This is a genomic window from Streptomyces sp. NPDC088246, from assembly GCF_044741025.1.
Taxonomy (GTDB): Bacteria; Actinomycetota; Actinomycetes; order Streptomycetales; family Streptomycetaceae; genus Streptomyces.
This window is the reverse complement of the sequence record NZ_JBIURV010000019.1, coordinates 150,727-176,052: the sequence shown is the minus strand read 5'-3', so window position 1 is coordinate 176,052 and position 25,326 is coordinate 150,727. Positions and strand designations below refer to the sequence as shown.

Annotated in this window: 23 protein-coding genes and 1 pseudogene; 13 read left to right on the top strand and 11 right to left on the bottom strand. The window is 69.4% G+C overall.

Annotated elements, in window-relative coordinates; genetic code table 11:
- Nucleotides 1-385: 385 nt before the first annotated feature.
- The 5 genes from ACIPEK_RS25740 to ACIPEK_RS25720 all read right to left on the bottom strand — a co-directional run bounded on the left by ACIPEK_RS25740 (nucleotide 386) and on the right by ACIPEK_RS25720 (nucleotide 6,407).
- Complete coding sequence (locus tag ACIPEK_RS25740; protein WP_383069388.1) at nucleotides 386-1,444, bottom strand: LacI family DNA-binding transcriptional regulator; 1,059 nt, start codon at nucleotides 1,442-1,444, stop codon at nucleotides 386-388.
- The gene (locus ACIPEK_RS25735) at nucleotides 1,429-3,105 is read right to left on the bottom strand and encodes a glycoside hydrolase family 13 protein (protein ID WP_402000303.1); all 1,677 of its coding nucleotides are present in this window, start codon (nucleotides 3,103-3,105) and stop codon (nucleotides 1,429-1,431) included. The genes ACIPEK_RS25740 and ACIPEK_RS25735 overlap by 16 nt, the downstream gene beginning before the upstream one ends.
- A gap of 101 nt (nucleotides 3,106-3,206) precedes the next feature.
- The gene (locus tag ACIPEK_RS25730) at nucleotides 3,207-4,100 is read right to left on the bottom strand and encodes a sugar ABC transporter permease (protein ID WP_402000300.1); all 894 of its coding nucleotides are present in this window, start codon (nucleotides 4,098-4,100) and stop codon (nucleotides 3,207-3,209) included.
- Nucleotides 4,097-5,113: a carbohydrate ABC transporter permease gene (locus ACIPEK_RS25725; RefSeq protein ID WP_402000297.1), complete on the bottom strand. Its 1,017-nt coding sequence runs from the start codon at nucleotides 5,111-5,113 to the stop codon at nucleotides 4,097-4,099. The genes ACIPEK_RS25730 and ACIPEK_RS25725 overlap by 4 nt, the downstream gene beginning before the upstream one ends.
- Before the next feature lie 19 nt (nucleotides 5,114-5,132).
- On the bottom strand, nucleotides 5,133-6,407 hold the full coding sequence (locus ACIPEK_RS25720; protein WP_402000294.1) for an extracellular solute-binding protein: 1,275 nt from the start codon (nucleotides 6,405-6,407) through the stop codon (nucleotides 5,133-5,135).
- Nucleotides 6,408-6,764: 357 nt separating this feature from the next.
- Between ACIPEK_RS25720 and ACIPEK_RS25715 the strand changes: the two genes are divergently transcribed.
- Nucleotides 6,765-7,832, top strand: a complete 1,068-nt coding sequence (locus ACIPEK_RS25715) for a LacI family DNA-binding transcriptional regulator (protein WP_402000291.1) — start codon at nucleotides 6,765-6,767, stop codon at nucleotides 7,830-7,832.
- Between the two features lie 149 nt (nucleotides 7,833-7,981).
- Nucleotides 7,982-8,896, top strand: coding sequence for a phosphatase PAP2 family protein (locus tag ACIPEK_RS25710; protein ID WP_402000351.1), 915 nt, complete (start codon nucleotides 7,982-7,984; stop codon nucleotides 8,894-8,896).
- A gap of 250 nt (nucleotides 8,897-9,146) precedes the next feature.
- Here ACIPEK_RS25710 and ACIPEK_RS25705 read toward each other — a convergent pair.
- Together ACIPEK_RS25705 and ACIPEK_RS25700 are read right to left on the bottom strand one after the other, a co-directional pair.
- Nucleotides 9,147-9,535, bottom strand: a pseudogene (locus ACIPEK_RS25705) (amidohydrolase); the annotation flags it as partial.
- A gap of 141 nt (nucleotides 9,536-9,676) precedes the next feature.
- A complete protein-coding gene (locus ACIPEK_RS25700) occupies nucleotides 9,677-12,667 on the bottom strand; it encodes a bifunctional [glutamine synthetase] adenylyltransferase/[glutamine synthetase]-adenylyl-L-tyrosine phosphorylase (RefSeq protein ID WP_402000288.1) in 2,991 nt (996 codons plus the stop codon).
- A 134-nt stretch (nucleotides 12,668-12,801) separates the two neighbouring features.
- Between ACIPEK_RS25700 and ACIPEK_RS25695 the strand changes: the two genes are divergently transcribed.
- On the top strand, nucleotides 12,802-13,314 hold the full coding sequence (locus ACIPEK_RS25695) for a pyridoxamine 5'-phosphate oxidase family protein (RefSeq protein WP_402000285.1): 513 nt from the start codon (nucleotides 12,802-12,804) through the stop codon (nucleotides 13,312-13,314).
- A gap of 101 nt (nucleotides 13,315-13,415) precedes the next feature.
- Complete coding sequence (locus ACIPEK_RS25690) at nucleotides 13,416-13,718, top strand: DUF6191 domain-containing protein (protein ID WP_402000282.1); 303 nt, start codon at nucleotides 13,416-13,418, stop codon at nucleotides 13,716-13,718.
- 38 nt (nucleotides 13,719-13,756) lie between these two features.
- Here the strand turns inward: ACIPEK_RS25690 and ACIPEK_RS25685 are convergent, their stop codons facing one another.
- Complete coding sequence (locus tag ACIPEK_RS25685) at nucleotides 13,757-14,557, bottom strand: putative protein N(5)-glutamine methyltransferase (RefSeq protein ID WP_402000279.1); 801 nt, start codon at nucleotides 14,555-14,557, stop codon at nucleotides 13,757-13,759.
- 153 nt (nucleotides 14,558-14,710) lie between these two features.
- Nucleotides 14,711-14,851, bottom strand: coding sequence for a hypothetical protein (locus ACIPEK_RS25680; RefSeq protein ID WP_402000276.1), 141 nt, complete (start codon nucleotides 14,849-14,851; stop codon nucleotides 14,711-14,713).
- 119 nt (nucleotides 14,852-14,970) lie between these two features.
- Here ACIPEK_RS25680 and ACIPEK_RS25675 point away from each other — a divergent pair, with 119 nt between their 5' ends.
- From ACIPEK_RS25675 to ACIPEK_RS25665, 3 genes are all read left to right on the top strand, one after another.
- A complete protein-coding gene (locus ACIPEK_RS25675; RefSeq protein ID WP_402000273.1) occupies nucleotides 14,971-15,351 on the top strand; it encodes a hypothetical protein in 381 nt (126 codons plus the stop codon).
- Nucleotides 15,352-15,468: 117 nt separating this feature from the next.
- On the top strand, nucleotides 15,469-15,765 hold the full coding sequence (locus tag ACIPEK_RS25670; RefSeq protein ID WP_402000271.1) for a GYD domain-containing protein: 297 nt from the start codon (nucleotides 15,469-15,471) through the stop codon (nucleotides 15,763-15,765).
- Between the two features lie 51 nt (nucleotides 15,766-15,816).
- Nucleotides 15,817-16,149, top strand: a complete 333-nt coding sequence (locus ACIPEK_RS25665) for a transposase (RefSeq protein ID WP_402000268.1) — start codon at nucleotides 15,817-15,819, stop codon at nucleotides 16,147-16,149.
- A gap of 75 nt (nucleotides 16,150-16,224) precedes the next feature.
- On the opposite strand, the gene glnA is transcribed toward ACIPEK_RS25665, so the two are convergent.
- On the bottom strand, nucleotides 16,225-17,586 hold the full coding sequence (gene glnA / locus ACIPEK_RS25660; RefSeq protein ID WP_383069414.1) for a type I glutamate--ammonia ligase: 1,362 nt from the start codon (nucleotides 17,584-17,586) through the stop codon (nucleotides 16,225-16,227).
- 244 nt (nucleotides 17,587-17,830) lie between these two features.
- On the opposite strand from glnA, the gene ACIPEK_RS25655 reads away from it, so the two are divergent.
- The 6 genes from ACIPEK_RS25655 (at nucleotide 17,831) to ACIPEK_RS25630 (ending at nucleotide 24,150) form a co-directional block, all read left to right on the top strand.
- A complete protein-coding gene (locus tag ACIPEK_RS25655) occupies nucleotides 17,831-18,508 on the top strand; it encodes a DUF3105 domain-containing protein (protein WP_402000265.1) in 678 nt (225 codons plus the stop codon).
- A 2-nt stretch (nucleotides 18,509-18,510) separates the two neighbouring features.
- Nucleotides 18,511-19,227, top strand: coding sequence for a DUF305 domain-containing protein (locus ACIPEK_RS25650; RefSeq protein WP_402000348.1), 717 nt, complete (start codon nucleotides 18,511-18,513; stop codon nucleotides 19,225-19,227).
- A 127-nt stretch (nucleotides 19,228-19,354) separates the two neighbouring features.
- Nucleotides 19,355-19,780, top strand: a complete 426-nt coding sequence (locus ACIPEK_RS25645; protein ID WP_114244212.1) for a CBS domain-containing protein — start codon at nucleotides 19,355-19,357, stop codon at nucleotides 19,778-19,780.
- Nucleotides 19,781-20,163: 383 nt separating this feature from the next.
- Nucleotides 20,164-21,894 (top strand): multicopper oxidase family protein, encoded by a 1,731-nt coding sequence (locus ACIPEK_RS25640; protein ID WP_402000262.1) that lies wholly within the window; start codon nucleotides 20,164-20,166, stop codon nucleotides 21,892-21,894.
- A gap of 77 nt (nucleotides 21,895-21,971) precedes the next feature.
- Nucleotides 21,972-23,726, top strand: coding sequence for an NAD+ synthase (locus tag ACIPEK_RS25635; RefSeq protein WP_402000259.1), 1,755 nt, complete (start codon nucleotides 21,972-21,974; stop codon nucleotides 23,724-23,726).
- Nucleotides 23,727-23,778: 52 nt separating this feature from the next.
- Nucleotides 23,779-24,150 (top strand): hypothetical protein, encoded by a 372-nt coding sequence (locus ACIPEK_RS25630; RefSeq protein ID WP_402000256.1) that lies wholly within the window; start codon nucleotides 23,779-23,781, stop codon nucleotides 24,148-24,150.
- Nucleotides 24,151-24,195: 45 nt separating this feature from the next.
- Here the strand turns inward: ACIPEK_RS25630 and ACIPEK_RS25625 are convergent, their stop codons facing one another.
- The gene (locus tag ACIPEK_RS25625; RefSeq protein ID WP_402000253.1) at nucleotides 24,196-25,227 is read right to left on the bottom strand and encodes an endonuclease/exonuclease/phosphatase family protein; all 1,032 of its coding nucleotides are present in this window, start codon (nucleotides 25,225-25,227) and stop codon (nucleotides 24,196-24,198) included.
- Between the last annotated feature and the right edge of the window lie 99 nt (nucleotides 25,228-25,326).

Below are 25,326 nucleotides of genomic sequence, written 5' to 3'. Positions count from 1 at the left end.
CAGCGCTGTTACGTTTGACCCGACTCCGGTCCGGTCGGCCGGGGGTTCCGGTGCCCCCGGGCCCCACGCGCCCGGCCGGCCGGGCCGGTCACGGACAAGAGAGGCACCCGGAGTCGCTCACTCCCCGCCGGCCCATTCAGGGCCGACTCCCGGTGCCTCTCCTGTACGCCCGGACACCTTCGGGCCGGGCCTCAGAGCCTGTCGGGTGACCTCCGACCGGGCGGCCACGCCCTGGCACGCACGCTTCCCGCGTTGTCGTCAGTCACCGACTCCCCCATAGCTGAAGGCATGGGGGGACCCCCTTCGCGTCGACTCCCTCCTCCGCCTTGGAATCGCACGCACCGGACCGCGTCCGCTATCCGACCGGAGGTCACCCGACAGGCTCTCAGACGCCGCGGACCGCGGCGGTGGAGCCCCGTACCACCAGCTCCGGCTGGAACACATACTCCGTACGCTGCACGGGGCTGCCGCCGATCTCCTCCAGCAGGGCGCTCACCGCGGCCGCCGCCATCGCCTGTACGGGCTGACGCACCGTCGTCAGCGGCGGATCGGTGAACGCGATCAACTGCGAGTCGTCGAAGCCGACCACCGACACATCGCGCGGCACGTCGAGCCCGCGCTCCCGGGAAGCACGCACCACGCCGAGCGCCATCAGGTCGCTGCCGCAGACGATGCCGGTGCACCCCTGGTCGAGCAGCGCACCGGCCGCGACCTGGCCGCCCTCGACGCCGAACAGCGCGGAGCAGACGAGGAGTTCGGCCTCGGCGCGGTCCAGGCCCAGCAGGTTCACGGCGGCCTCGAAGAAGCCCTCCCGTTTGCGGCGGGACGGCACATAGCGCTGCGGCCCGATGGCCAGGCCGACCCTGCGGTGACCGAGATCGGCGAGGTGTCCGACGGCCATCCGTACGGCGGCGGAGTCGTCGGGTGAGACGAACGGGGCGCTGATCCGTTCGTTGTAGCCGTTTATCAGGACGAACGGTACGCCGCGCTCGGTGAGCACGGCGTACCGGGCCGGGTCGGCCGACATGTCGGCGTGCAGCCCGGAGAGGAAGACGATCCCGCCGACGCCCCGTTCGACGAGCTGCTCGACGAGCTCGTCCTCGGTGGCGCCGCCAGGTGTCTGGGTGCAGAGCACCGGGGTGTAGCCGTGCCCGGCCAGTATCTGTTCGACGGACTGCGCGAACGCCGGGAAGATCGGGTTGGTGAGCTCGGGAGTCACCAGTCCGATCAGCCCGGCGCTGCGCTGCCGCAGCCGTACGGGGCGTTCGTAACCCAGGACGTCCAGCGCCGCGAGCACCCGCTGACGCGTGGTGTCCGCGACGCCCGGCTTCCCGTTGAGCACCCGGCTGACGGTCGCCTCGCTGACCGCTGCCTGACCGGCGATGTCCGAGAGCCTCGGCGCACCGCCGGTCCTGGGCAGGGGGACGGTCACACCGTCCACCACACCGTGGTGTCCGCGGGCAGCTCGATCTCGGCGCCGTCGGCGGCGACCGGGGTGCTGGACAGCAGGACGGTACCGCGTACGGGGATGCGTACCGGACGGCCTGTGGTGTTGACGGTGCAGACGAATCCGGGACGGGCGAAGATCAGCAGACCCTCGGGGGCCTGGAGCCACTCCACCGCGGTGCCGGCGCCGAGTCCCGGGTGCACCCGGCGGGCGGCGAGCGCGGCCCGGTACAGCTCCAGTGTGGAACCCGTGTCGCCGGTCTGCGCCTCGACGCTCAGAGCGCCCCAGCTGTCGGGCTGGGGCAGCCAGCTGCCGCCGCTGCCGAAGCCGTACGAGCTGCCGTCGCGGGTCCACGGGATCGGCACCCGGCAGCCGTCGCGGAAGCCGTCCTGGCCCTCCGCGCGGAAGAACGACGGGTCCTGGCGTGCCTCGTCGGGCAGGTCGGTGACGTCGGGCAGGCCGAGCTCCTCACCCTGGTAGACGTACGCGGAACCGGGCAGCGCCAGCATCAGCAGGGTGGCGGCGCGGGCCCGGCGCAGGCCCAGCTCGCGGTCGCCGGCCGTGCGGATCTGGGTGCCGAGGCCGGGCGGGTTGGCGAACCGGGTGGCGTGCCGGGTCACGTCGTGGTTGGAGAGCACCCAGGTGGTGGGGGCGCCGACCGGGCGCATCGCGTCCAGCGAGTTGTCGATGACCTTGCGGAGCTCGGCGGCGTCCCAGGCGGTGGACAGGTACTGGAAGTTGAACGCCTGGTGCATCTCGTCGGGGCGCACATAGTTGGCGGTGCGCTCGACGGTCGGGGTCCAGGCCTCGGCGACGGCGATGCGTTCGCCGGGGTACTCGTCGAGGATGGTGCGCCAGGAGCGGTAGATCTCATGGACCCCGTCCTGGTCGAAGAACGGCATGACGTCGTTGCCGAGCAGCTTGAGCTGGTCGTGGGTGCCGAGGTCGGGCAGGCCCTCGGCCTTGACGAGGCCGTGGGCGACGTCGACCCGGAAGCCGTCGACGCCCATGTCGAGCCAGAAGCGCAGGATCGAGCGGAACTCGTCGGCGACGGCCGGGTGTTCCCAGTTGAAGTCGGGCTGCTCGGGCGCGAAGAGGTGCAGGTACCAGTCGCCAAGGGTGCCATCCGGGTCGGTGGTCCGGGTCCAGGCGGGGCCGCCGAAGATGGACTCCCAGTCGTTGGGCGGGAGTTCGCCGTCCGCGCCCTTGCCGGGGCGGAAGTGGTAGCGCTCGCGCAGCGCGGAGCCGGGGCCTTCGGCGAGTGCGCGCTTGAACCACTCGTGCTGGTCGGAGGAGTGGTTGGGCACCAGGTCCACGATGATCCGCAGGCCCAGGTCGTGGGCGTCCCGGATCAGCGCGTCGGCGTCCAGCAGGGTGCCGAACATCGGGTCGATGGCACGGTAGTCGGCGACGTCGTAGCCCGCGTCGGCCTGCGGGGACGCGTAGAACGGGCTGAGCCAGACCGCGTCGACGCCGAGGTCCTTGAGGTACGGAAGTCTGTCCCGTACGCCTGCAAGATCGCCCATGCCGTCGCCGTTGCCGTCGGCGAAGCTCCGCGGATAGACCTGGTAGATCACCGCGTCCTGCCACCAGCCGGTGCGGTGGCCCGGAGCGTCGTCGGACGTGCCGGTGGAGGGGGCAGCGAGGTGCTGGGTCATGTCGTCCCTGGGGTGTCTGGATGGGGAGCGTCGCCGGGACCGGGTCGGGATTCCGGCGACGCCGTGACTTGGTGCGTGCGGGTCGTACGGGGCGTGCCGCGTCAGCCCTTGACGGCTCCGGCGGACATGCCGGTGACCAGATGGCGCTGGGCGAAGAGGAAGACCAGGGCCGCGGGTATCGCGATGAGCACCGACGCGGCGGTCATCGCCCCCCACTGGGCTCCGTACTGGTTGACGAAGAGCTGCAGTCCGCCCGCGAGGGTGAGGTTGTCCTCGCCGACCATGAAGGCGGAGGCGTACGCCACTTCGCCCCACGCGGTGATGAAGGAGTAGAACGCGGTGACGGCGAGGCCGGGCTTGGCGAGCGGCAGGATGAGCCGCCAGAACGTGCCGAACGGGGTGAGGCCGTCGACCTGCCCGGACTCGTCGATCTCGCGCGGGATGGTGTCGAAGAAGCCCTTCATCATCCAGGCACAGAACGGCACCGAGATGGTGAGGTAGGTGATGACGAGACCGGCGGGCTGATTCAGCAGCCCCATGCCGGCCATGATGTTGTAGATCGGCACGATGAGAACGGCGACCGGGAACATCTGGGTGATCAGCAGGGTCCACATCAGCCCGCGCTTGCCGGGGAAGCGGAAGCGGCTGACGGCGTAGCCGGTGGAGGCGGAGATGATGACGCCGAGAAGCGTGGTGAGCCCCGCGATGAGCAGGGAGTTGCCGAACCAGGTGAGGAACTTCGTGTTCTGGATCAGGTTCGTGTAGTTCTCGAACGTGGTCTCTTTGAAGAAGTCCGTGGTGGACGCGTACGCGGCGGGCTTCAGCGAGGTGAGCAGGACCCACAGCACGGGGAAGACCGCGATCACGGATGCGACGATGAGCGTGAGGTGCAGCCCGACCGAGGCGATCGGCGAACGCTCGCCGCGCAGCCGGACCTTGCGCGCGGAGTGCCGCGCGGAGGTCGCCGGGGCGGTGGTTGCGGGGGCGGTGGTCACCAGTCGTCTCCCTGTGTGCGGAGGACTCGCCGGTAGACGGCGGCGAAGAGCAGCAGGAGTACGAGGATCAGCACGCCCCAGGTGGAGGACTGCGCGAAGTCGCGCGGGCTGATCTCGAAGGAGAACTTGTACGCCTGGGTGACCAGGATCTGGGTGGCTTCACCGGGTCCGCCGCGGGTCAGCAGGTAGATCACCGGGAACATGTTGAAGGTCCAGATGGTGGAGAGCAGGATCACCGTGGTGGAGACCGGCCGCAGTCCGGGCAGCGTGATGTGGCGGAACCGCTGCCAGGCGGTGGCGCCGTCCATCTCCGCGGCCTCGTACTGCTCGCTGGGGATCGACTGCAGTCCGCCGAGCAGGGCGACCATCATGAACGGCACACCGAGCCAGACATTGACGGCGATGACGGAGAACTTCGCCCAGGTGGGGTCGTTCAGCCACGGTATGCCGTCGATTCCGCCACCGGAGAGGATCTTGTTGAGCAGCCCGCGGTCATCGTTGTAGAGGAAGCGCCAGGCGAAGACGGAGACGAAGCCGGGGATGGCCCAGGGCAGGATGAGTGCCATCCGGTACGCGGAGCGGCCGGCGATCCTGCGGTTGAGGATGTTGGCGAGGGCCATGCCGAGAGAGAAGGTGATGGCCACACAGGAGACCGTCCACACCAGGGTCCAGCCGAGCGTGCCGAGGAACTGGTCGCCCGTGATCGCCTCGGTGTAGTTGTCCAGGCCCACGAACTTGTACGTGGCGGGCATGTGGTTGACACCGATGGACCGGGCGACGTTGCGCTCGTTGGCGTCGGTCATCGACAGGTAGATGCCGCGGACCAGCGGATAGCCGATGATCACGCCGATCACGACGACGACCGGGGCGACCATGGTCCACGCGTACCAGTGGGTCGACAGGGCCCGCCGGAGCCTGCTCGGCGGCGGGGGGTTGCCAGTACCGCGGCTCCGGCCGCGGGCGACGTCGTCGCCCGCGGCCTTCGCCACCGACTGGCTGGTGTGGACAGCCATCAGCCGGCCTGCCTTCCTGTTACTTCCAGCCCTTGAGGAGCTTGCGGTAGGAGTCGCCGGTCGTCTTGACGGCCTTCTCCGGCGTGGTCTGGCCGGTCAGGACCTTGGTGTACTCGGTGACGAGCGGCGCGAAGAGGCTGCCGGTCTCCGGGATCCAGGGGCGCTCGACTGCGGTCTCGACGACGGGCTTGAAGAAGCCGACGATCTCGTTGTCGACGACGTCCTGCTTGGCGTAGGCGGAGGTACGGGTCGGCAGGAGGCTCAGCTCCTTGGTGACCTTGGCCTGGGTGTCGGCGGACGTCATGTAGTCGACGAACGCGTAGGAGGCGTCGAGGTTCTTCGAGCCCGCGTAGACGGCCAGGTTGTGACCGCCCTGCGGGGCGCCCTGCGCGGCGGAGCCGGCCGGGACCGGGGCGATGCCCAGGTTGGCCTTGTCCTTGAACTCCTTGCCGGCGTAGGTGTCGGCGATGGCCCACGGGCCGTTGATCATCATGGCGACCTTGCCGTCCTTGAAGGACGTCTGCATGTTCTCCCAGCCGTCCGTGGCATCGGTCTTGGCCGCCCCGGAGTCGACGAGGTCCTTGACGACCTTCATCGCCTTGACGCCCTCGGGGTTGTCGATGGTGACGGACTTGGTGGAGGCGTCGACCATGTCGCCGCCCTCGCCGTAGAGGAAGGAGAGGAACCAGTACGCGTCGTCGCCGCGCAGGTACATACCGGTCTTGCCGGTCTTGTCCTTGATCTTCTTGGAGACGGTCTTCAGCTCGTCGACGGTCTTGGGGACCTCGACACCGGCCTCCTTGAAGATCTTCTTGTTGTAGAAGATGCCCATGGAGTCGATGACCTGCGGCACCGCGTACGTCTTGCCGTTGTACTTGGTGGACGCGGCAGCCTGCTTCAGGAAGTCGTCCGGGTTCTTCAGTGCGGCGGTGCCGTCGAGCGGGGCCAGGTAACTGAGGTCCGCGAACTCGGGGGTCCAGGCGACCTCGGAGCGGATGACGTCGGGGGCGTCGGAGCCGGACTGGGCCGCGTTCTTGAACTTGTTCTGCGCGTCGCCGAAGGGCACGTTGACGTACTTGACGTGGACCTTCGGGTGCTGCTTGGTGAAGTCCTCGGCGATCTTCTTGAAGACCTTGTCCTCGCTGCCCACGGTGGAGGTGTCCCACCACGTCACCGTGCCGGAGAGCTCGCCCGAGCTCTTGCTCGTGCCGTCGGACTCGCTGTCGCTGCCGCAGGCGGTCGCCGCGAGCGCCAGGGCCGCGACCAGGGCGGTGGCCGTTATGCCACGTCGCATCTGAACTCCTTCAACTGCCGTACCGCTCCGTCGCGGCGCCGGGTCGACGTGAACGTAACAAGGATGAAAGAACGCCGAAAGAGTTTGCGGAAGATTTCTGCAAGCGTAGACGATCGTTACATTCGCGTGTCCTCACGGTTGCCGTCAAGCCTCTTGACGCAAGCCGTCGATCCCTGGCAGTGGCAGGCCACAGCCCGCGATCCCGTAGTGCGATGATCTGACTGCTCTCTGCAATCCGGGCTCGCAAGACCTTGCAAGATGTTGCCGCGATCCCACCCCGGACCACCCCACAGGTACGGTCGTCCGATTCCTGCGGATGGTGGGCAATCCGACATACGCCCGGTACAGTCCACTTCCATGACCGCACGGCTTGCCGATATCGCAACTCAGGCGGGGGTCAGCGAAGCGACGGTCAGCCGTGTACTGAACGGCAAGCCCGGTGTTGCAGCGGCCACCCGTGAATCCGTTCTCGCCGCGCTCGACGTTCTCGGCTACGAACGGCCCGTACGGCTGCGCAGGCGCAGCGCGGGACTGGTCGGGCTGATCACGCCCGAGCTGGAGAACCCCATCTTTCCGGCGCTGGCCCAGGTCATCGGCCAGGCTCTGACCCGGCAGGGCTACACCCCGGTGCTGGCGACCCAGACCCCCGGCGGCTCCACCGAGGACGAGCTGACCGAGATGCTGGTCGACCGCGGTGTCTCGGGCATCATCTTCGTCTCCGGGCTGCACGCCGACACCTCGGCCGATATGCAGCGCTACGAGCAACTGCGCGCCCAGGGCGTCCCGTTCGTCCTGGTCAACGGCTTCTCGCCCAAGGTGCAGGCGCCGTTCATCTCGCCGGACGACCGGGCCGCGATGCGGCTCGCGGTGACGCATCTCGTATCGCTGGGCCATCAGCGGATCGGCCTGGCGGTAGGACCCAAACGGTTCGTGCCGGTCCTGCGCAAGATCGAGGGTTTCCGTTCCACCGTGCAGGAGCAGTTGGGCCTCGCCCCTGACGAGGTGGAGGAGCTGATCCAGCACTCGCTGTTCACCCTGGAGGGCGGGCAGGCCGCCGCGTCGGCGCTGATGGAGCGGGGTTGCACGGCGGTGGTGTGCGCGAGCGACATGATGGCGCTCGGCGCGATCAGGGCCGCCCGCCGGCTGTCGCTGGAGGTGCCGCGCGATCTGTCGGTGGTCGGTTTCGACGACTCGCCGCTCATAGCGTTCACCGATCCGCCGTTGACCACGATCCGTCAGCCGGTCACGGCAATGGGACAGGCCGCCGTGCGCACCCTCCTGGAGGAGATCGGCGGCACACCGGCTCCGCACAGCGAGTTCGTCTTCATGCCCGAACTGGTCGTTCGCGGCTCAACGGCCGCAGGCCCCGGGCCCGCTCCGGCCTCCGCCTCCGGAGCTGTTCCAGGATCGCACGCCCGCTCCTAGGGGGGTGCAGTACCAGCAGTCAGATGTGCAGCCCCGAACCGATCGGAGGATGATCGGGCGGGGAAACATTTCTGGCAGACTCTGTGCCTATGGGTGAATTGAGCGTGACGTCACAGGAAGGCCGGCCGGAGGCCACCCCGTCACCCATCGTGGACGAGGCGGCCCTCACGACGAACGCCGGGCAGAACGCCTGGTGGCAGGGCGGCGGCCCGGCGGGACTGCGCTCCCTGCGATCCCCTCGCCGGCCGCGCATCTGGTTCGAAATCCTGCTGATTGCAGCCAGTTACTGGGTGTACTCGCTGGTGCGCAACGCCGTCCCCGAGCAGAAGGCCGAGGCCCTGCACAACGCCGACTGGATCTGGTCGGTCGAGACCTACCTGGGCATCGCCGTGGAGCAGACGGTCAACCATGCGGTGAATTCCGTGACATGGCTGATCGTGTCGATGAACTACTACTACGCGACACTGCACTTCATCGTCACCATCTGTGTGCTGGTGTGGCTGTTCCACCGTCACCCCGGCCGTTACGCGGCGGCCCGTCTGGCCCTGTTCGCGACCACGGCCGTGGCACTGCTCGGCTACTACTTGTATCCACTGGCACCGCCCCGCCTGATGAACGGCGGCCACTTCATCGACACCGTCCTGGTCCATCAGACCTGGGGATCGATGGCCTCGGGCAACTTCAAGAACATGTCGAACCAGTACGCGGCGATGCCCTCGATGCACATCGGCTGGTCGCTCTGGTGCGGCCTGACCATCTTCGCGCTGGCCTCCGCGCCCTGGGCGCGCATCCTGGGCCTGCTCTACCCGGCGGTCACCCTGCTGGTGATCGTGTCGACCGCCAACCACTTCTGGCTGGACGCGCTGGGGGGCATGACGTGTCTGGCCTTCGGTTACGCGATCTCGTACGCCTGGTACGGCTCGCTGCCGCACCACCTCCCGAAGCGGGTTCCGCTACCGCGGGGGAGGTCGCGGCCGGCCGGCCTGTCCGCGGGCACGCCGAACCGGACGCGACGCCCGGCGACGGACGCGGCAGCGGGCAATTCAAGCCCGTCCGGCGTTTGAGGACATCTTCCAGCCTGTCCGGCGATTGGGTACCGGGGTCCGGGGCGGAGCCGCATATCGATGCTGCCGGGAAGGGGCGGGCAGGGGAACAGGCCCGCCACAGGCGCCCACTCCCTCCACGCCGCCCCGCCCCTCACCCCCTGTGCACCACACGCCCCCCGCACACCGTGCCCCTCACCGGTGCCTCCCCCACCTCGTCCGCCGGGGCAAGCACCGGGTCCGCCCCGAGCGCCGTCAGATCGGCCCGGTTGTCCTCGATGAGGGCCCGGTCGACGGGCCGGCCGCCGAATGCGTTGTGGTCCAGGCCCTGGGCGATGACCCAGCCCTCGGCCCGTTCGGCCCCGGCGAGTGCGGCGCGCAGCTGGTCGAGGTCGCGGACGGCGGTGAGGTCCGTGCCGGTGGCCATCTCCAGGCCCCAGACGGGGTCGCTGTACGCATCGACCAGGCCGGGCGTGAGGGTGGCCCCGGCCAGGTCGACTCTCTCCGTGCCGGTCCCGTGCCACTCGCGCAGTTCGGCCTCGTCGCCGACGGCGGTGATCAACCCGTCCTTGACCGCCACGGCGGTGGCTTCGGGCCGGGCCGGGTCGGGCCGGGGATGCGGACACGGGCTCCGGTGAGGAGGAGACCGGCTGCGGGCACGGTGGGACTCCTCGGACGGTGGTGGTGGGTGTGGCGGGGCCGGGGACGGTCACGGCCCCGCGCCGCGGCGCGGGGCCGGATGGCGGCACCGTGGCGGGCGCCGGCGGCTCCCGCCACACCCCGCGCCGCAGCGGCCACCCCTCACGCCCCGTAGAACCGTTCCTCCACCACTGCCCGCGCCCGCCGCGTAATCCGCCGGTAGTCGTCCAGCATGTCCCCGACATGCCCCGGCTCGTACCCCAAGTACCGGCCCACCGCCGTGAGTTCACGCGGCCCCGACGGAAACGTGTCGCCCGGCCGCCCCCGCACCAGCATCACCGCATTGCGGACCCGCGTCGCCAGCACCCACGCCTCGTCCAGCGTCTGCGCGTCCTCGCCCGAGATCAGCTCCGCCGCGCACGCCGCGGCCAGCGCCTCGCGGGTACCGGTCGTCCGCAGCCCCGGTTCCACCCAGCCGTGCTGCATCTGCGTCAGCTGGACCGTCCACTCGACATCGCTCAGCCCGCCGCGCCCCAGCTTGGTGTGGAGGGTCGGGTCAGCTCCGCGCGGCAGCCGTTCGGACTCCATCCGGGCCTTCAGACGGCGGATCTCGCGGACCGCGTCCTCCCCGAGGCCCTCCATCGGGTAGCGCAGCGGATCGATCAACTCGATGAAGTCACGGCCGAGTTCCTCGTCACCGGCCATCAGCTCGGCGCGCAGCAACGCCTGGCTCTCCCAGACCAGCGACCACCGCCGGTAGTAGGCCTCGTACGACCTCAGCGTACGCACCAGCGGCCCGCTCTTGCCCTCCGGCCGCAGATCCGCGTCGATGATCAACGGCGGGTCGGCGGTGGGCAGTTGCAGCAGTCTCCGCATCTCGGACACCACCTGGTTCGCGGCCCGGCCCGCCTCCTGCTCGTCGACGCCCTCGCGCGGTGAGTGGACGAACAGCACATCGGCGTCGGAGCCGTATCCGAGCTCGTGTCCGCCGAACCGGCCCATGCCGATCACCGCGAACCGGGTAGGGAGGGTCTCCCCCCACTGCTCGCGTACGGCGGCGCGCAAGGCTCCCGCGATCGTGACGGCGTTGAGATCGGTGACAGCCTTGCCGACCCGGTCGACGAGAGCCCCGGGGTCCTCCTCGGCGGGGCTCTCCTCCGTACCGTACGAGCCGATGAGGTCCGCGGCCGTGGTCCGGAACAGCTCGCGCCGACGCACCCCGCGGACCACGGCGACGGCGGATTCGGCACCCTCCGCGCGCCCGACCGCGGCCAGCACCTCCTGCTCCAGATGCTCCCGGCTGCGCGGCTTCAGCCCCTGCGGATCGCCGAGGATCGCCACCGCCTCGGGCGCACGGAGCAGCAGGTCGGGGGCGAGCCGGCCGGCCGAGAGCACCCGGGCGAGGTTCTCCGCGGCCGCGCCCTCGTCCCTCAGCAGCCGCAGGTACCAGGGGGTCTTGCCGAGTGCGTCGGACACCTTGCGGAAGCCGAGCAGCCCGGCGTCCGGATCGGCGGAGTCCGCGAACCAGCCGAGCAGCACCGGCAGCAGGGTGCGCTGGATGGCGGCCTTGCGGGACACCCCGGACGACAGCGCCTCCAGGTGCCGCAGCGCGGCGGCCGGATCGGCGTATCCGAGCGCTTCGAGCCGGTGCTCGGCCGCCTTCGCACTGAGCCTGGACTCGCCGGGCGCGAGCTGGGCGACGGCGTCGAGCAGCGGCCGGTAGAACAGTTTCTCGTGCAGCCGCCGTACCACGGAGGCGTGCCGCTTCCACGCCTGGTTGAGCTCGGTGATCGGGTCCGTACGCATCCCGAGGGAGCGCCCGAGCCGCCGCAGATCCGCCTCGCCCTCCGGGACCAGATGGGTGCGGCGCAGCCGGTAGAGCTGGATCCGGTGCTCCATGGCACGCAGGAAGCGGTACGCGTCGTCCAGCTGCACGGCGTCCACCCGCCCCACATAACCGCCCGCGGCGAGCGCCCGAAGGGCCTCCAGGGTGGTGCCGCTGTGCAGGGTGGCGTCGCTGCGGCCGTGCACCAGCTGGAGCAGCTGTACGGCGAATTCGACGTCCCGCAGCCCGCCGGGACCGAGCTTGATCTCGCGGTCGACGCGGTCGGCGGGGATGTTGTCGACGACTCGGCGGCGCATCTTCTGTACGTCGGCGACGAAGTTCTCGCGGTCCGCGGCCTGCCATACGAGCGGCGAGACGGCCTCGACGTACTCCGCGCCCAGTTCGGGGTCGCCTGCCACCGGCCGGGCCTTGAGGAGCGCCTGGAACTCCCAGGTCTTGGCCCAGCGCTGGTAGTACGCGAGGTGTGAGGACAGCGTCCGTACGAGGGGCCCGTTGCGGCCCTCGGGACGGAGGTTGGCGTCGACGGGCCAGATGGTGCCCTCGACGGTCGTGTCGGAGCAGATCCGCATCATGTGCGCGGCCAGCCGGGTGGCGGCCTGCACGGCTGCGCTCTCCTCGTAGCCGTCGACCGGTTCCGCGACGAAGATGACGTCGACGTCGGAGACATAGTTCAGCTCGTGCCCACCGCACTTGCCCATCGCGATGACGGCGAGCCGGCACTGGGCGGCGTCGGAGGGTGCGGCCGTACGGGCGATGGCGAGTGCCGCCCGCAGGGTCGCCGTGGCCAGATCGGCCAGTTCGGCGGCAGCCTCGGCGACGTCCGTCGTACCGCACACGTCACGGGCCACTATGGCCAGCAGGCACCGGCGGTAGGCGACGCGCAGCGAGTCGGGGTCGTCGGCCCCGGCGAGCCCCTGCTCGAATTCGGCCACCCCGGGGTGCAGATCGGTGGCCTCGTAGGTGACGAGCGCATGCCAGTCGCGGGGATGGCGGGCGAGATGGTCACCGAGCGCCTCGGACGCCCCGAGCACCCCGAGCAGCCGGTCCCGCAGCGGTTTGGCGGTGACGAGCGTGTCCAGGAGGACCTGCCGCTCGTCCGGCTCCTCGGCCTCCACCAGCCGGACGACGCCGCGCAGTGCCAGATCGGGATCGGCGGTGGCCCCGAGGGCGTCGAGCAGCACCGGATCGGAGCGTACGGACGACAGCTCGGGCAGGTCGAGGAGCCGCTCGGCTGCGGAGGGGTCGGTGAAACCGTGCCGCAGCAGTCGGGTGAATGTACTGCTCCTGCGCCCCGGCACCGTCGTCATTCCGTGCTCTCCCGCTCGCCGTCCACACACATTCCAGCGTTCCGAGCCTAGCCCCGCACCGATGAATTGGTAGCGGGTGCGCCGTCCGCACGTCGGGGGCACGATCGCTTCAAGGACCCGACCGGGAGGCCCGCATGTCCGGATTCGAACCCTATGCCGAGCTGGATACCCGTTACAGCCACGAGAGCGCGACGGCCAGCACCTGGTCGGCGGCGAAGGAGCTTCTGACCAGGGCGGAGATGTACTGGCTGAGCACGGTCCGTCCGGACGGCCGCCCGCATGTCACCCCACTGATCGGGGTGTGGTCAAAGGGCGCGCTGTACTTCAGCACGGGCGCGTCGGAACGCAAGGGCCGGAATCTCGCCGCCAACCCGGAAGTGGTACTGACCACCGGTGACAACACCCTGTCGGAGGGGATCGACGTGGTGGTCGAGGGCCGGGCGGAGCGTGTGACGGACGGAGACCGGCTGAACCGGCTGGCCGCGGCCTGGGAGTCGAAGTACGGCCCCGAATGGCACTTCGACGTCCAGGACGGCACGTTCCGGCACGCGGGCCATGTGGCGTTGGTGTTCGAGGTGTCACCGCGTACGGTCTTCGGCTTCGGCAAGGGCACCACGTACAGCCAGACGCGGTGGCGGTTCAGCTGATCGGCGGGGCCTCGCGGCCCCGGCTCGCCGTACGGCAACGGGAACGGCGGCCCGGCGCCTGGCTTTGAGACGGGCATGGTGATGATGTCGAGCCTCTAGTGATGGCCGTGCTGGTGATGGTGCCGTTCCTGCTGGCCTCAGCCCGCTGCGCCGTCGTCCGTACTGGCCGGCCCGACTGGTTGCGACGTGTCCTCGCGGCCCGCACGCCTCGTCATGGGCTGGGCGTGGGGGCCTCGGTCGCCGATGAGCTGCACGCGTTCCTCAACTCGGCGAAGCGCGTGGAGATCGAGCACCGGGTGGAGGAACAGGTCCTGAAGGACGATGCGCTGGACGGCGCGCCGCCCCGCATGGGGGTGGACCTGGACGCCGGGACGGCGGTGGTCCGGCGGAAGCCGGAATCCTGAGCCGGACCGGACCGGGCCGCCTCTGCGCCCGTCCGCGCTCAGTTCCCGGACGGCTCCGGCCGGGTCGCGATGATGACGGTCGCGTACAGCTCGTCAGAGGTGACGACACGCGGGATCAGGCCGCTGCGGGCGACGGTCTCCTCGGCCCGTGCCGCCTGCCGTTCGCTCGTCTCGACCAGCAGATGCCCGCCCGGTGCCAGCCATCTCAGGGCCTCGGCGGTGACCCGCCGCAGGACGTCGAGGCCGTCCCGGCCGCCGTCGAGTGCGACGCGTGGCTCATGGATACGGGCCTCCGGGGGAAGTAGCTCGACGTCCTGCGTCGGTACGTACGGCACATTGGCGAGCAGAATCTCCACCCGGTCGCGCAATGAGCCGGGGAGCGGCTCGAAGAGGTCGCCCTCGTACACCCGGCCCGCGTCGCCGATGTTGCGGCGGGCGCACCGTACGGCTGCGGGTTCGACGTCGGCGGCGTGCAGTTCGATCCGGTCGAGCGTTGCGGCGAGCGCGGTGCCGAGGGCTCCCGAACCGCAGCAGAGGTCGACGACGACCGCTCCGGGCCCGGCGAGTGCGGCGGCCTGCCGGACCAGGAACTCGGTGCGGCGACGGGGTACGAAGACGCCGGGGTCCACGGCGATCCGAAGACCGCTGAACTCGGCCCAGCCGAGGACGTGTTCGAGGGGCAGTCCGGCGGCCCGCCGTTCGACCATGGCCGCGAGCTCGGCGTGGTCGGCGGCCGTGGAGACGATCAACTCCGCCTCGTCCTCGGCGAATACGCAGCCGGCGGCGCGGAGTGTGGTGACGATGGAGGAAACGGCGAGCGGTGAAGCGGAAACCGACATGAAGCGGAGCCTTTCGGGAAAGCCGATGGGCGCTCCGCGATCGATTATGTCGGGTCGACCACGCGATCGTGAGGGGTGAGCACCCAGCCTGATACAGCGGTAATGGGTCTCACCTCCTTGGTCGGTCCCCGTGTTGGGAGGGGTCACATTACCTCAGTCGCGGCCTCGGACGGCGTCCCCGGCCGGGGAGGCCACCTGACGGAGATGTCCCTGGAGGCGGCGGTACTGCCGGTCGCGTTCCGCCGCCGTGGCTCGGGTGAAGCACTGGCCGAGGAGGACCACGCCTGTCGCCACGCCGACCGCAAGGCTCCTCTCTACGCACACAAGTGGCACGCCCCGGGCGCTGCCGGCGATCCTCTCGATACGAACTTCAGGCGGAACGATTGCTGCAGTTCGCTTGGCCGGTCAGTCGGGTGTCTGAAGTTGGTGACGGGCCGCCCGGCAGCCTCGACATTGTCGAGTTCAATGAGTCCTGGGCTCGATGGGCCGAGGACGGCGGCCATGACGCGTGGGAGCCTTACCGTCTGTATCCGGCTCGGGGCGGGTTGCTGCAGTGGGCGAGCACCGAACAACGGACGTTGCTCTACTGGCTCACAGAGGGCTCTGCCCCTGACCGGTGGCCCACCGTCGTCACGGACGACGCCCGTACCAAATGGGACCGGTTCGACGGTTCGACCGCGGAGTTCATCTACCGCATGCTCACGGACCCGCTGCACCCCCACTCGACCGCTCGCCACTTCGACCGCCACTGGTTCATGAGCTACAAGAGCCCGAACCGGGAGGACTGTCAGTAGCGTTGCCCGGCACCGCTCGGCCGCCCGTACCTCGTTCGGGTGCGTATCTCGTGCAGGCTTCAGCCCTGATGTCCAGGATTGACCTCGCGATCTGTTTCCTCGTGAAGGTGAAAGAACATGCTGACGTACGTCGCATTGCTGAACTGGACCGATCAAGGGATCCAGGATTACAAGGACACCGCGCAACGTGCCGAGGCCTTCGGCGCGGAGGTACAGAAGCTCGGGGCGAAGCTGCTGAATATCTACTGGACCGTCGGTCCATACGACCTCGTGGCCGTCGTCGAGGCGCCCGACGACGAAACCGCTACCGCAGCACTCCTACAGCTCGGCGGGGCGGGCAACGTCCGTACGACGACTCTGCGGGCCTTCGATCGAGAAGAGATGGATCGCATCATCGGCAAAGCCGCTGGCTGACGACTTCCACTCACTGCAAGCGAAGACGTCTGGCGAGCCGGCCTTCTGCCGGTGAGCAGCGGGCGTTGCGGCAGGTGGAGGGACCATCGGCAGGTGATCAACGGGGTTTCGCACCGGGTGCGGACCGGTGTGCGGCGGCGTGAGCTGCCCGAGCGGTTCGGCCCGTGGAAGACCGTGTACAAGAGGCATCTGCAGTGGTCGGCCGACGGGACCTGGGAACGGCTTCTCCAGGAGGTCCAGGCCGTCGCGGACGCCGAGGGTGCCATCGACTGGGACGCCTCGGGCGCCTCCACCAGCGAGGGGCGCACCCGGAAGGCCGCGGACAGCATGTACGACGCCACCGCTTCCGCGCCTGACGGCCCACGGACGGCCCAGGGCGATTGAACGGACTCAGGGCCAGAGACACAACGCCTCTGGCCCGGATCGTCACTGCGTCGCCGCAATGCGGCTGACCTGCGGTTACAGCACCGGCAGCAGTGCCTTCAGCTCGAAGGCCGTGACCTCGCTGCGGTACTCCTCCCACTCCTGCTTCTTGTTGCGCAGGAAGAAGTCGAAGACGTGCTCGCCGAGCGTCTCGGCGACCAGTTCGCTCTTCTCCATCAGCGAGATCGCCTCGCCGAGGTTCTGTGGCAGGGGTTCGATACCCATCGCGCGGCGCTCGGCGTCGGACAGGGCCCAGACGTCGTCGTCGGCGCCGGCCGGGAGTTCGTAGCCCTCCTCTATGCCCTTGAGGCCCGCGGCGAGCAGCACCGCGTACGTCAGGTAGGGGTTGGCGCCGGAGTCGATGGAGCGGACCTCGACGCGGGCGGAGCCGGTCTTGCCGGGCTTGTACATCGGGACACGGATGAGCGCGGAGCGGTTGTTGTGGCCCCAGCAGATGTACGAGGGGGCCTCGCCGCCGGCGCCCGCGGCGCGGGAGGAGCCGCCCCAGATGCGCTTGTAGGAGTTGACCCACTGGTTCGTCACGGCGGAGATCTCCGCGGCGTGGGTGAGCAGACCGGCGATGAACGAGCGGCCGACCTTGGACAGCTGGTACTCGGCGCCCGACTCGTAGAAGGCGTTGCGGTCGCCCTCGAAGAGGGAGAGGTGGGTGTGCATGCCCGAGCCGGGGTACTCGGAGAACGGCTTCGGCATGAACGTCGCCTGCACGCCCTGCTCCAGCGCGACCTGCTTCATCACCAGGCGGAAGGTCATGATGTTGTCGGCGGTGGAGAGCGCGTCCGCGTACCGCAGGTCGATCTCCTGCTGGCCGGGGGCGCCCTCGTGGTGGCTGAACTCGACCGAGATGCCCATCGATTCGAGCATGGTGATCGCCTGGCGGCGGAAGTCCATGCCGACGTTCTGCGGGGTGTGGTCGAAGTATCCGGAGCTGTCGGCAGGGGTGGGGCGGCTGCCGTCGACCGGCTTGTCCTTCAGCAGGAAGAACTCGATCTCCGGATGCGTGTAGAAGGTGAAGCCCAGGTCGGAGGTCCTGGCGAGGATGCGCTTGAGGACATAGCGCGGGTCCGCGAAGGACGGCGAACCGTCGGGCATCAGGATGTCGCAGAACATCCGGGCCGTGCCGGGGGCCTCCGCGCGCCACGGCAGTATCTGGAACGTACCCGGGTCCGGCTTGGCGATCATGTCGGACTCGTACACCCGGGCGAAGCCCTCGATGGCCGAGCCGTCGAAGCCGATGCCCTCGTCAAACGCCTGTTCCAGCTCGGCGGGGGCCACGGCAACGGACTTGAGGTAGCCGAGCACATCGGTGAACCACAGCCGTACGAAGCGGATGTCGCGCTCCTCAAGCGTCCTGAGGACGAATTCCTGCTGCTTGTCCATAGCCACATCCTTGCAGTTCAGACGGTCCGTGCACCACCGCCCGGGATAGGGGGAAGTTCCAGTATCACGACCCGGGATTTCACCCAGATTACGCACACGACGTGAGATGGAGCACCCGGCCACCCACTACGATCGGCGCCCATGGTGCGCACGGGGCGGAGCGGCTTCGCAACTGCCCGGTACGCACCGGTTTTGCCGATCGCTTCTTGTCCCTCCCCGCCCCTTCGCAGAAGGACCTGACGACATGAGCTTCGACCGCAGGACCCGCATAGAGCAGATGCGCAACGCCGACCGTGTGCGGGAGCGCCGCAACCGTGTCCTGGCCATAAGCCTGAGCGTCCTCGTCGTCGTGGGCCTGGTCGGCTTCGGCTCGTACATGGTGCTGGACAAGTCCGAAGCGTCGGAGAAGAAGAAGGCCGTTCAGGCGGAGGACGCCAAGGCGTCCGCGGCGGAGCAGAAGAAGCCCGCCGCCGAGCCGATCGAGGGGCTGAAGACGTGGGACGCGAAGAAGCTGACCCGCAACCACGTCACCGAGACCGTCACGTACCCGATGAAGCCCCCGGTCGGCGGTGACCACAACCCCGTATGGATGAACTGCGACGGCGAGGTATACAGAAAGCCGATCCCCGACATGAACGCCGTGCACTCGCTGGAGCACGGTTCGGTGTGGGTGACGTACACGGACAAGGCCTCGGACGCCGATGTGGCGAAGCTGGCCGAGCGGGTCGGCAGGACGCCGTACTCGCTGATGAGCCCGTACGAGGGCCAGGCCGGGACGATCATGCTGAGCGCCTGGGGCAATCAGGTGACAGTGGACAGCGCCGATGACCGGCGGGTCGACCAGTTCTTCGCCAAGTTCGTCCAGGGGCCGCAGACGCCCGAGCCCGGTGCCGCGTGCACGGGCGGGCTGGGGGCCCGGTGACCGTGGTGAAACGCGACCGGCGCATCCAGTGGGTGGCGGGCTCCGCCGTCGGGCTCGCGCTGCTGTTCGCGGGGGTGGCGACGGTCGCCTCCGCGCGGGACGACGGCGCGGACCACGCCGCCGCGCCCGCCCCGCGCACGCCCGCGGTGGACTCGGCGGACGCCGGTTTCGCCCGCGACATGGCGGTTCACCATCAGCAGGCCGTCGAGATGTCCTTCATCGTGCGTGACCGTACGAAGGACGAGGAGGTACGCCGTCTCGCGTACGACATCGCCAATACGCAGGCCAACCAGCGGGGCATGATGCTCGGCTGGCTGGACCTGTGGGAGCTGCCGAAGGCGGCCGCCGGGCAGGAGCCGATGGCCTGGATGGCGGCGGGGCACGAGGGACACACGAGGGACGGCATGGAAGGAATGGACGGGATGGCGGGCACGGGGGCCGGTTACCGGGCCCATGACGGCTCCCTCATGCCCGGTATGGCCACCAGGACCGAGCTGGACCGGCTCCGCAGGGCGAACGGCAAGCAGGCCGAGATCCTGTACCTCCAGCTGATGACCGACCACCACAAGGGCGGCATCGACATGGCCCGCGGCTGCACCCGGCTGTGCACGGTGAATGTGGAGAAGCGGCTGGCCCGGGGAATGGTCGAGTCCCAGCAGTCCGAGCTGGACATGATGGCCCGGATGCTGGCGGCACGAGGTGCGAAGCCCCGGTCCTGAAAGATTCCCTCCGAGCCGCACATGCACCCGAACGGGTGATAGCGGTCGCGTACCCCGAACGGGCCCATGACGATGGGTTCGCTCGGGGTCGTACAGCATGCCCACCGGCACGCAGGAGGAATCCCTCATGACCACCGCCAAGGACATCATGCACACCGGGGCCACATGGATCCCCGCGCACGAGACACTCGACCGCGCCGCACAGCTGATGCGCGACCACAAAGTGGGCGCGCTGCCCATCTCGGCCGAAGGCGAACAGGACCGGATGATCGGCATACTCACGGACCGCGACATCGTGGTCGGCTGTGTGGCGATGGGGCACGATCCGTCGAAGATGACCGCGGGCGACCTCGCCCGGGGCACCCCTCGCTGGATCGACGCGGGGGCGGGTGTGGAAATGGTTCTGGAGGAGATGCAGACCCATCGGATCCGCCGGCTTCCCGTGGTCGAGAACAAGAAGCTGATCGGCATGATCAGCGAAGCCGATCTGGCGCATCACCTCTCCGACGAGCAGATCGCCCTCTGGGTGGAAAAGGTCTACGCCCCCGGCTGACCGGCTCGCGATCACCCAGCCCAATGGCCCGGTACCCCTTGCCCACGAGGGGTGCCGGGTCGCTGTGCGTCCTTGCCGCCGGGCCCTGTGTTGCTGCGGCGATACGTTTCCGCGCGCGATGCATACGGGGCGGGGGTAGGGTGCTCGACATGACCCTGAGCAGATGTGCGACATACGGACAGTTGTTGCTGTTCGTTGCGCTGCTCATCGGGATCGCTCACCTCCTCAGGGGCGTCGTGGCGCGGGTGTCGCCGGCCGCGGGGCCGGTTTCCCGGCCGGGCCGGACCCATCTCGCTTCGTTGTCGGTGCTGTGCATATAGGAGGGGTGTCTCCCCCTCCCCCAGCAGACCGAAATACCGACAACACCCCGAGGTGCTTCCGCCATGCGTACTCCACCCACCCGACGCGCCGTGCTCGGCGCCGCTGTCGCCACTGCCGGTACGGCGGTCCTGGCCGCCTGCTCCGTCGAATCCGACACGGCACGCAGCGGTACGAAGGCCGGCGGCGCGAACGCCGGCGGCACGAGCCACAGCGGTGCGAACCACGGGACCGCCCCCCACACGAAGCCCAGGGGCGAGTACGTCTCCCCCGACGGCGCGGAGGTCGCCGCGGCCGAGGCCAAGCGGGGCTCCGGCCCCGAACACAAGATCCACCTCACCGCCACCCCGTCCCGCCTCGATCTGGGCGGCGGGCTCGTCGTCAGCTCCTGGGCCTATGAAGGCCGGCTGCCCGGCAAGGAACTCCGGGTCGCGGTCGGCGACACCCTGGCGCTCACCCTCGCCAACCACCTTCCGGCGACGACCAGCCTGCACTGGCACGGGCTCAATGTGCGCAACAACATGGACGGCGTACCCGACCTGACCCAGCCGCCCATCAAGCAGGGCGCCGAGTACGCGTACCGCTTCAAGGTGCCGCACCCGGGAACGTACTGGTTCCATCCGCACACCGGCGTCCAGCAGGACCGCGGTCTGTACGCGCCACTGATCGTCGACGACCCCAAGGAGCCCCTCAAGTACGACAAGGAGTGGGTCGTCGTCCTCGACGACTGGGTCGACGGGGTGGACGGCTCCACGCCGGACGGGGTGCTCGACGAACTCAGCGGGGGCCGGGGCGGCATGGACCACGGGATGGGCCACGGGATGGGCCACGACGGCATGGGCGACAAGAGCGGCATGGATGACAAGAGCGATTCGGGCGGCGCCGGGCGCGGAGGTTCCCCCAAGTCCGCCAAGCGCCGCTCCGGCCCCTCTCGGATCATGAAGAACTCGTTCAGTGAACTGCTCGACAGCCACGGGGGCAATGTCGACTACCCGCACTACCTGATCAACGGGCGCATCCCGAAGGCCCCCACCTCCTTCGCCGCCAAGCCCGGCGACCGGATCCGGATTCGCATCATCAACGCGGGCGGCGACACCGCTTTCCGTGTCGCACTCGGCGGCCACCGGATGACGATCACCCACACCGACGGCTACCCGGTCCGGCACACCACGACGGACGCCCTGCTGCTGGGCATGGGTGAGCGGTACGACGTGGTGGTCACCGCCGGGGACGGGGTGTTCCCGCTGACCGCGCTCGCCGAAGGCAAGCGGGCGTCGGCGCTGGCCCTGCTCCGTACCGGACATGGCGCGGCGCCCACCGCCTCCGTACGGCCGAAGGAGCTGGACGGAAAACTGGTGGAGGCGGGCGAACTGTCGCCGGACGAATCCGTGGCGCTGTCCGTCCGCGAGCCCGACCGGACCCTCCGGTTCAAATTGACCGGCAACATGGCTGCCTACAACTGGGCCTTCAACCACAAGCCGTACAACCCCAGGCAGCGCCATCCGGTCAAGGCGGGCGAGCGGGTGAGGATGGAGTTCTACAACGTCACGGAGATGTGGCATCCCATCCATCTGCACGGACACTCGTTCGGGCTGGTGGGATCGGCGGGGCCGGAGCGCCGGGCCTCCCACCGGCGCGAGGCCGCATGGGCGCGCAAGGACACCGCGATCGTCCGGCCGCACACCTCGATCGCCGTGGAGTTCGACGCGGACAACCCGGGTCTCTGGATGCTCCACTGCCACAACATCTACCACTCGGACGTGGGCATGATGACGGTCCTCGGCTACCACCACTGAGCCGTTCCTGGCGGGTGGCTCCGCGATTGCGCGGCCCGCCAGGACATCGCGTCAGTCAGACGATTACACTGGGGCGCGTGCCTCAACTACGCCTCGCACTGAATCAGATCGACTCGACCGTCGGCGACCTCTCCGGCAACGCCGAGGCGATCGTCCACTGGACCCGGCACTCCGCCGAACAGGGCGCCCATCTGGTGGCGTTCCCCGAGATGATGCTGACCGGCTACCCCGTCGAGGATCTGGCCCTGCGGTCGTCCTTCGTCGAGGCCTCGCGTCAGGCGCTGCGCGCACTCGCCGCCCGTCTCGACGCGGAGGGCTTCGGGGAGCTGCCGGTCGTCCTCGGTTACCTCGACCGCTCCGAGACGGCCCAGCCGCGCTACGGGCAGCCCGCCGGCGCCCCGCAGAACGCCGCCGCGGTGCTGCACCGCGGGCAGGTCGCGCTGACCTTCGCCAAGCACCACCTCCCCAATTACGGTGTCTTCGACGAGTTCCGGTACTTCGTGCCGGGCGACTCGATGCCGGTCGTGCGGGTCCACGGCGTCGATGTGGCACTCGCGATCTGCGAGGACCTCTGGCAGGACGGCGGCCGGGTGCCGGCCGCGCGGGCCGCCGGCGCCGGGCTGCTGCTGTCGATCAACGCCTCGCCGTACGAGCGGGACAAGGACGACACCCGGCTGGAACTGGTCCGCAAGCGGGCCCAGGAGGCCGGCTGCACGACCGCGTATCTGGCGATGATCGGCGGCCAGGACGAGCTGGTCTTCGACGGCGACTCGATCGTCGTCGACCGGAACGGCGACGTGATCGCCCGCGCCCCGCAGTTCGCCGAGGGCAGCGTCGTCCTCGACCTGGACCTGCCGGCCGCCGCGGCCGAGGCGCCGTCCGGTGTCGTGAACGACGGGCTGCGGATCGATCGCGTGGTGCTCTCCGAGGAGCCCCTTCCGGCGTACGACACGGAGCTGACGGGCGGTTACGCGGAGCGGCTCGAGGACGACGAGGAGCTGTACTCGGCGCTGGTCGTGGGCCTGCGTGCGTACGCCGCCAAGAACGGCTTCAGCAGTGTGCTGATCGGGCTCTCCGGCGGGATCGACTCGGCGCTGGTCGCGGCCATCGCCTGCGACGCGCTGGGCGCACAGAACGTGTACGGCATCTCGATGCCGTCGAAGTACTCCTCGGACCACTCCAAGGGCGACGCGGCCGAGCTGGCCCGCCGTACCGGGCTGAACTTCCGCACCGTACCGATCGAGCCGATGTTCGACGCATACATGGGCTCGCTGGGGCTCACCGGCCTGGCCGAGGAGAACCTCCAGTCCCGGCTGCGCGGCACGATGCTGATGGCCGTCTCCAACCAGGAGGGCCAGATCGTCCTCGCGCCGGGCAACAAGTCCGAGCTGGCGGTCGGCTACTCGACGCTGTACGGCGACTCGGTCGGGGCGTACGGCCCGATCAAGGATGTCTACAAGACGTCGATCTTCCGCCTCGCGAAGTGGCGCAATCGTGCTGCCGAGGAGCGTGGGCAGACCCCTCCGATCCCGGAGGCGTCCATCACCAAGCCACCGAGCGCCGAGCTGCGCCCGGGCCAGGTCGACACGGACTCGCTGCCCGACTACGACGTACTGGACCGGATCCTGGAGCTGTACGTCGACCGGGACCAGGGCCTGGACGAAATCGTCGCGGCCGGGTTCGACAAGGCGCTGGTGGCGAAGACGCTGCGGATGGTGGACACGGCGGAGTACAAGCGGCGGCAGTACCCGCCGGGCACGAAGATCTCCCCGAAGGGCTTCGGCAAGGACCGGCGGCTGCCGATCACCAATCGGTGGCGCGAGTCGGGGTGACCGGGGCGGGGTGACCGGGGCGGGGTGACCGGGTCGGGGTGACCGGGGCCGGGTGACCGGGGCCGAGCACACGGAGCCGCCCGACCCCGCCGACGGACCTGCGCGTCGGCCGACTGCCTGCCCCGGTGAGCCGTGGTACGTCGCCGTGCCCGCGATGCTGGTGAGCTGCGGCCTCTCGCTGCCGGTCTTCAGCTGGCTGCGGCCGGCCTCCGGATCGGTGATACCGGCGGTGGTCTGCCATGCCTTCGTCAGCTCGGCCAGTGTGAGCATGGTCACGGAGTTCGCCGAACCGGACGCCCCGCTGGAGCCGCTGCACATGAGCCTCGCGGGCTGGCCCGGCTGGCCGGCCATGGCCCCCTTGGTTGTCGTCCTCGCCCGTACGGGCAGGCTCGCGCTTCCCGGCGCCCGGACCGACCGGAGGTGAGGCACTGAACGCCCCCGCGCCCGCTGGAACCGGACCGGCCGCCGGTCACAGCTCCACGCGCGCCGCGATCGGAAGGTGGTCGCTGTCCGTCGCCGGGAGTGTCCACGACGATGTCGGCTCGACTCCCTTCACCATGATCTGGTCGATCCGTGCCATCGGGAACGACGCCGGCCAGCTGAAGCCGAATCCGTCGCCGGCCGCGCCCTGGGTGGACCTCATCTGGGAGGTGACCTCGTTGAGCGAGCGGTCGTTCATCGTGCCGTTGAGGTCGCCGAGCAGGATCACCTTGTCCAGCCGTTCGTCGGCGATGGCCTCGCCCAGGGCGTCCGCGCTGCCGTCGCGCTGGTTGGCGGTGAATCCGGCGTGCAGCTTGACCCGTACGGACGGCATATGGGCCACGTAGACGGCGACCTCGCCCTTGGGCGTCGCCACCGTGGAACGCATCGCCCGGGTCCAGCCCATCTTGATGTCGACCGGCCGGGTCTCGCTCATCGGGTACTTGCTCCACAGGCCGACGGTCCCCTGCACCGAGTGGTACGGGAAGCGGTCGGCGAGCGCCGCCTCGTACGCCGACACCTTGCCGCTCGGCAGCTCCTCCAAGGCGATGAGGTCGGCGCCGGAGTCCGCGACCTGCCGGGCGGTGCCCGCGGGGTCGGGGTTGTCGGCGTTGACGTTGTGGGTGGCCACGGTGAGATCCCCGCCGCTGCCCGACTTGTCGGAGAGCATCAGCCCGCCGAAGAGATTGAGCCAGACCACGACCGGCAGCAGCAGGGCGATCAGCGCGGTCGCCGAGCGGCGCACGACGCCCAGGATCAGCAGCAGCGGGACGAAGACACCGATCCATGGCAGGAACGTCTCGGTGAGGCTGCCCAGGTTGCCGATGGTGTTCGGGATGTCGGCGTGGAAGACCATCACGAGGGCGAGGAGGACCGCACAGACGGCAAGGACGATTCCTCGCCGCCAGATGCCCTTGTCGCGGGTCCATCTGTCGCGCAGGTCCCGGAAACGGGATCCGGGCCCGGTGCGCCGCGGCTCCGCACGGTCGTTCCCGGTGTCCGCTCCGTACGCCTGCACCATCGCGCTGTCCTCACTGCCTTGCCGTGCTTGTCGCCGCGCCCTCGACCCTAGGCGATGGGCGGCATGTTTCCTGCCGTCCACGACGGCTGTACTGCCACG

Excerpts from the sequence above, each read along its gene's own strand:
- ACIPEK_RS25735 (WP_402000303.1), bottom strand. The coding sequence starts at position 3,105 with ATGACCCAGCACCTCGCTGCCCCCTCCACCGGCACGTCCGACGACGCT.
- ACIPEK_RS25725 (WP_402000297.1), bottom strand. The coding sequence starts at position 5,113 with ATGGCTGTCCACACCAGCCAGTCGGTGGCGAAGGCCGCGGGCGACGAC.
- ACIPEK_RS25720 (WP_402000294.1), bottom strand. The coding sequence starts at position 6,407 with ATGCGACGTGGCATAACGGCCACCGCCCTGGTCGCGGCCCTGGCGCTC.
- ACIPEK_RS25715 (WP_402000291.1), top strand. The coding sequence starts at position 6,765 with ATGACCGCACGGCTTGCCGATATCGCAACTCAGGCGGGGGTCAGCGAA.
- ACIPEK_RS25700 (WP_402000288.1), bottom strand. The coding sequence starts at position 12,667 with ATGACGACGGTGCCGGGGCGCAGGAGCAGTACATTCACCCGACTGCTG.
- ACIPEK_RS25695 (WP_402000285.1), top strand. The coding sequence starts at position 12,802 with ATGTCCGGATTCGAACCCTATGCCGAGCTGGATACCCGTTACAGCCAC.
- ACIPEK_RS25690 (WP_402000282.1), top strand. The coding sequence starts at position 13,416 with ATGGCCGTGCTGGTGATGGTGCCGTTCCTGCTGGCCTCAGCCCGCTGC.
- ACIPEK_RS25685 (WP_402000279.1), bottom strand. The coding sequence starts at position 14,557 with ATGTCGGTTTCCGCTTCACCGCTCGCCGTTTCCTCCATCGTCACCACA.
- ACIPEK_RS25670 (WP_402000271.1), top strand. The coding sequence starts at position 15,469 with ATGCTGACGTACGTCGCATTGCTGAACTGGACCGATCAAGGGATCCAG.
- glnA (WP_383069414.1), bottom strand. The coding sequence starts at position 17,586 with ATGGACAAGCAGCAGGAATTCGTCCTCAGGACGCTTGAGGAGCGCGAC.
- ACIPEK_RS25655 (WP_402000265.1), top strand. The coding sequence starts at position 17,831 with ATGAGCTTCGACCGCAGGACCCGCATAGAGCAGATGCGCAACGCCGAC.
- ACIPEK_RS25645 (WP_114244212.1), top strand. The coding sequence starts at position 19,355 with ATGACCACCGCCAAGGACATCATGCACACCGGGGCCACATGGATCCCC.
- ACIPEK_RS25640 (WP_402000262.1), top strand. The coding sequence starts at position 20,164 with ATGCGTACTCCACCCACCCGACGCGCCGTGCTCGGCGCCGCTGTCGCC.
- ACIPEK_RS25625 (WP_402000253.1), bottom strand. The coding sequence starts at position 25,227 with ATGGTGCAGGCGTACGGAGCGGACACCGGGAACGACCGTGCGGAGCCG.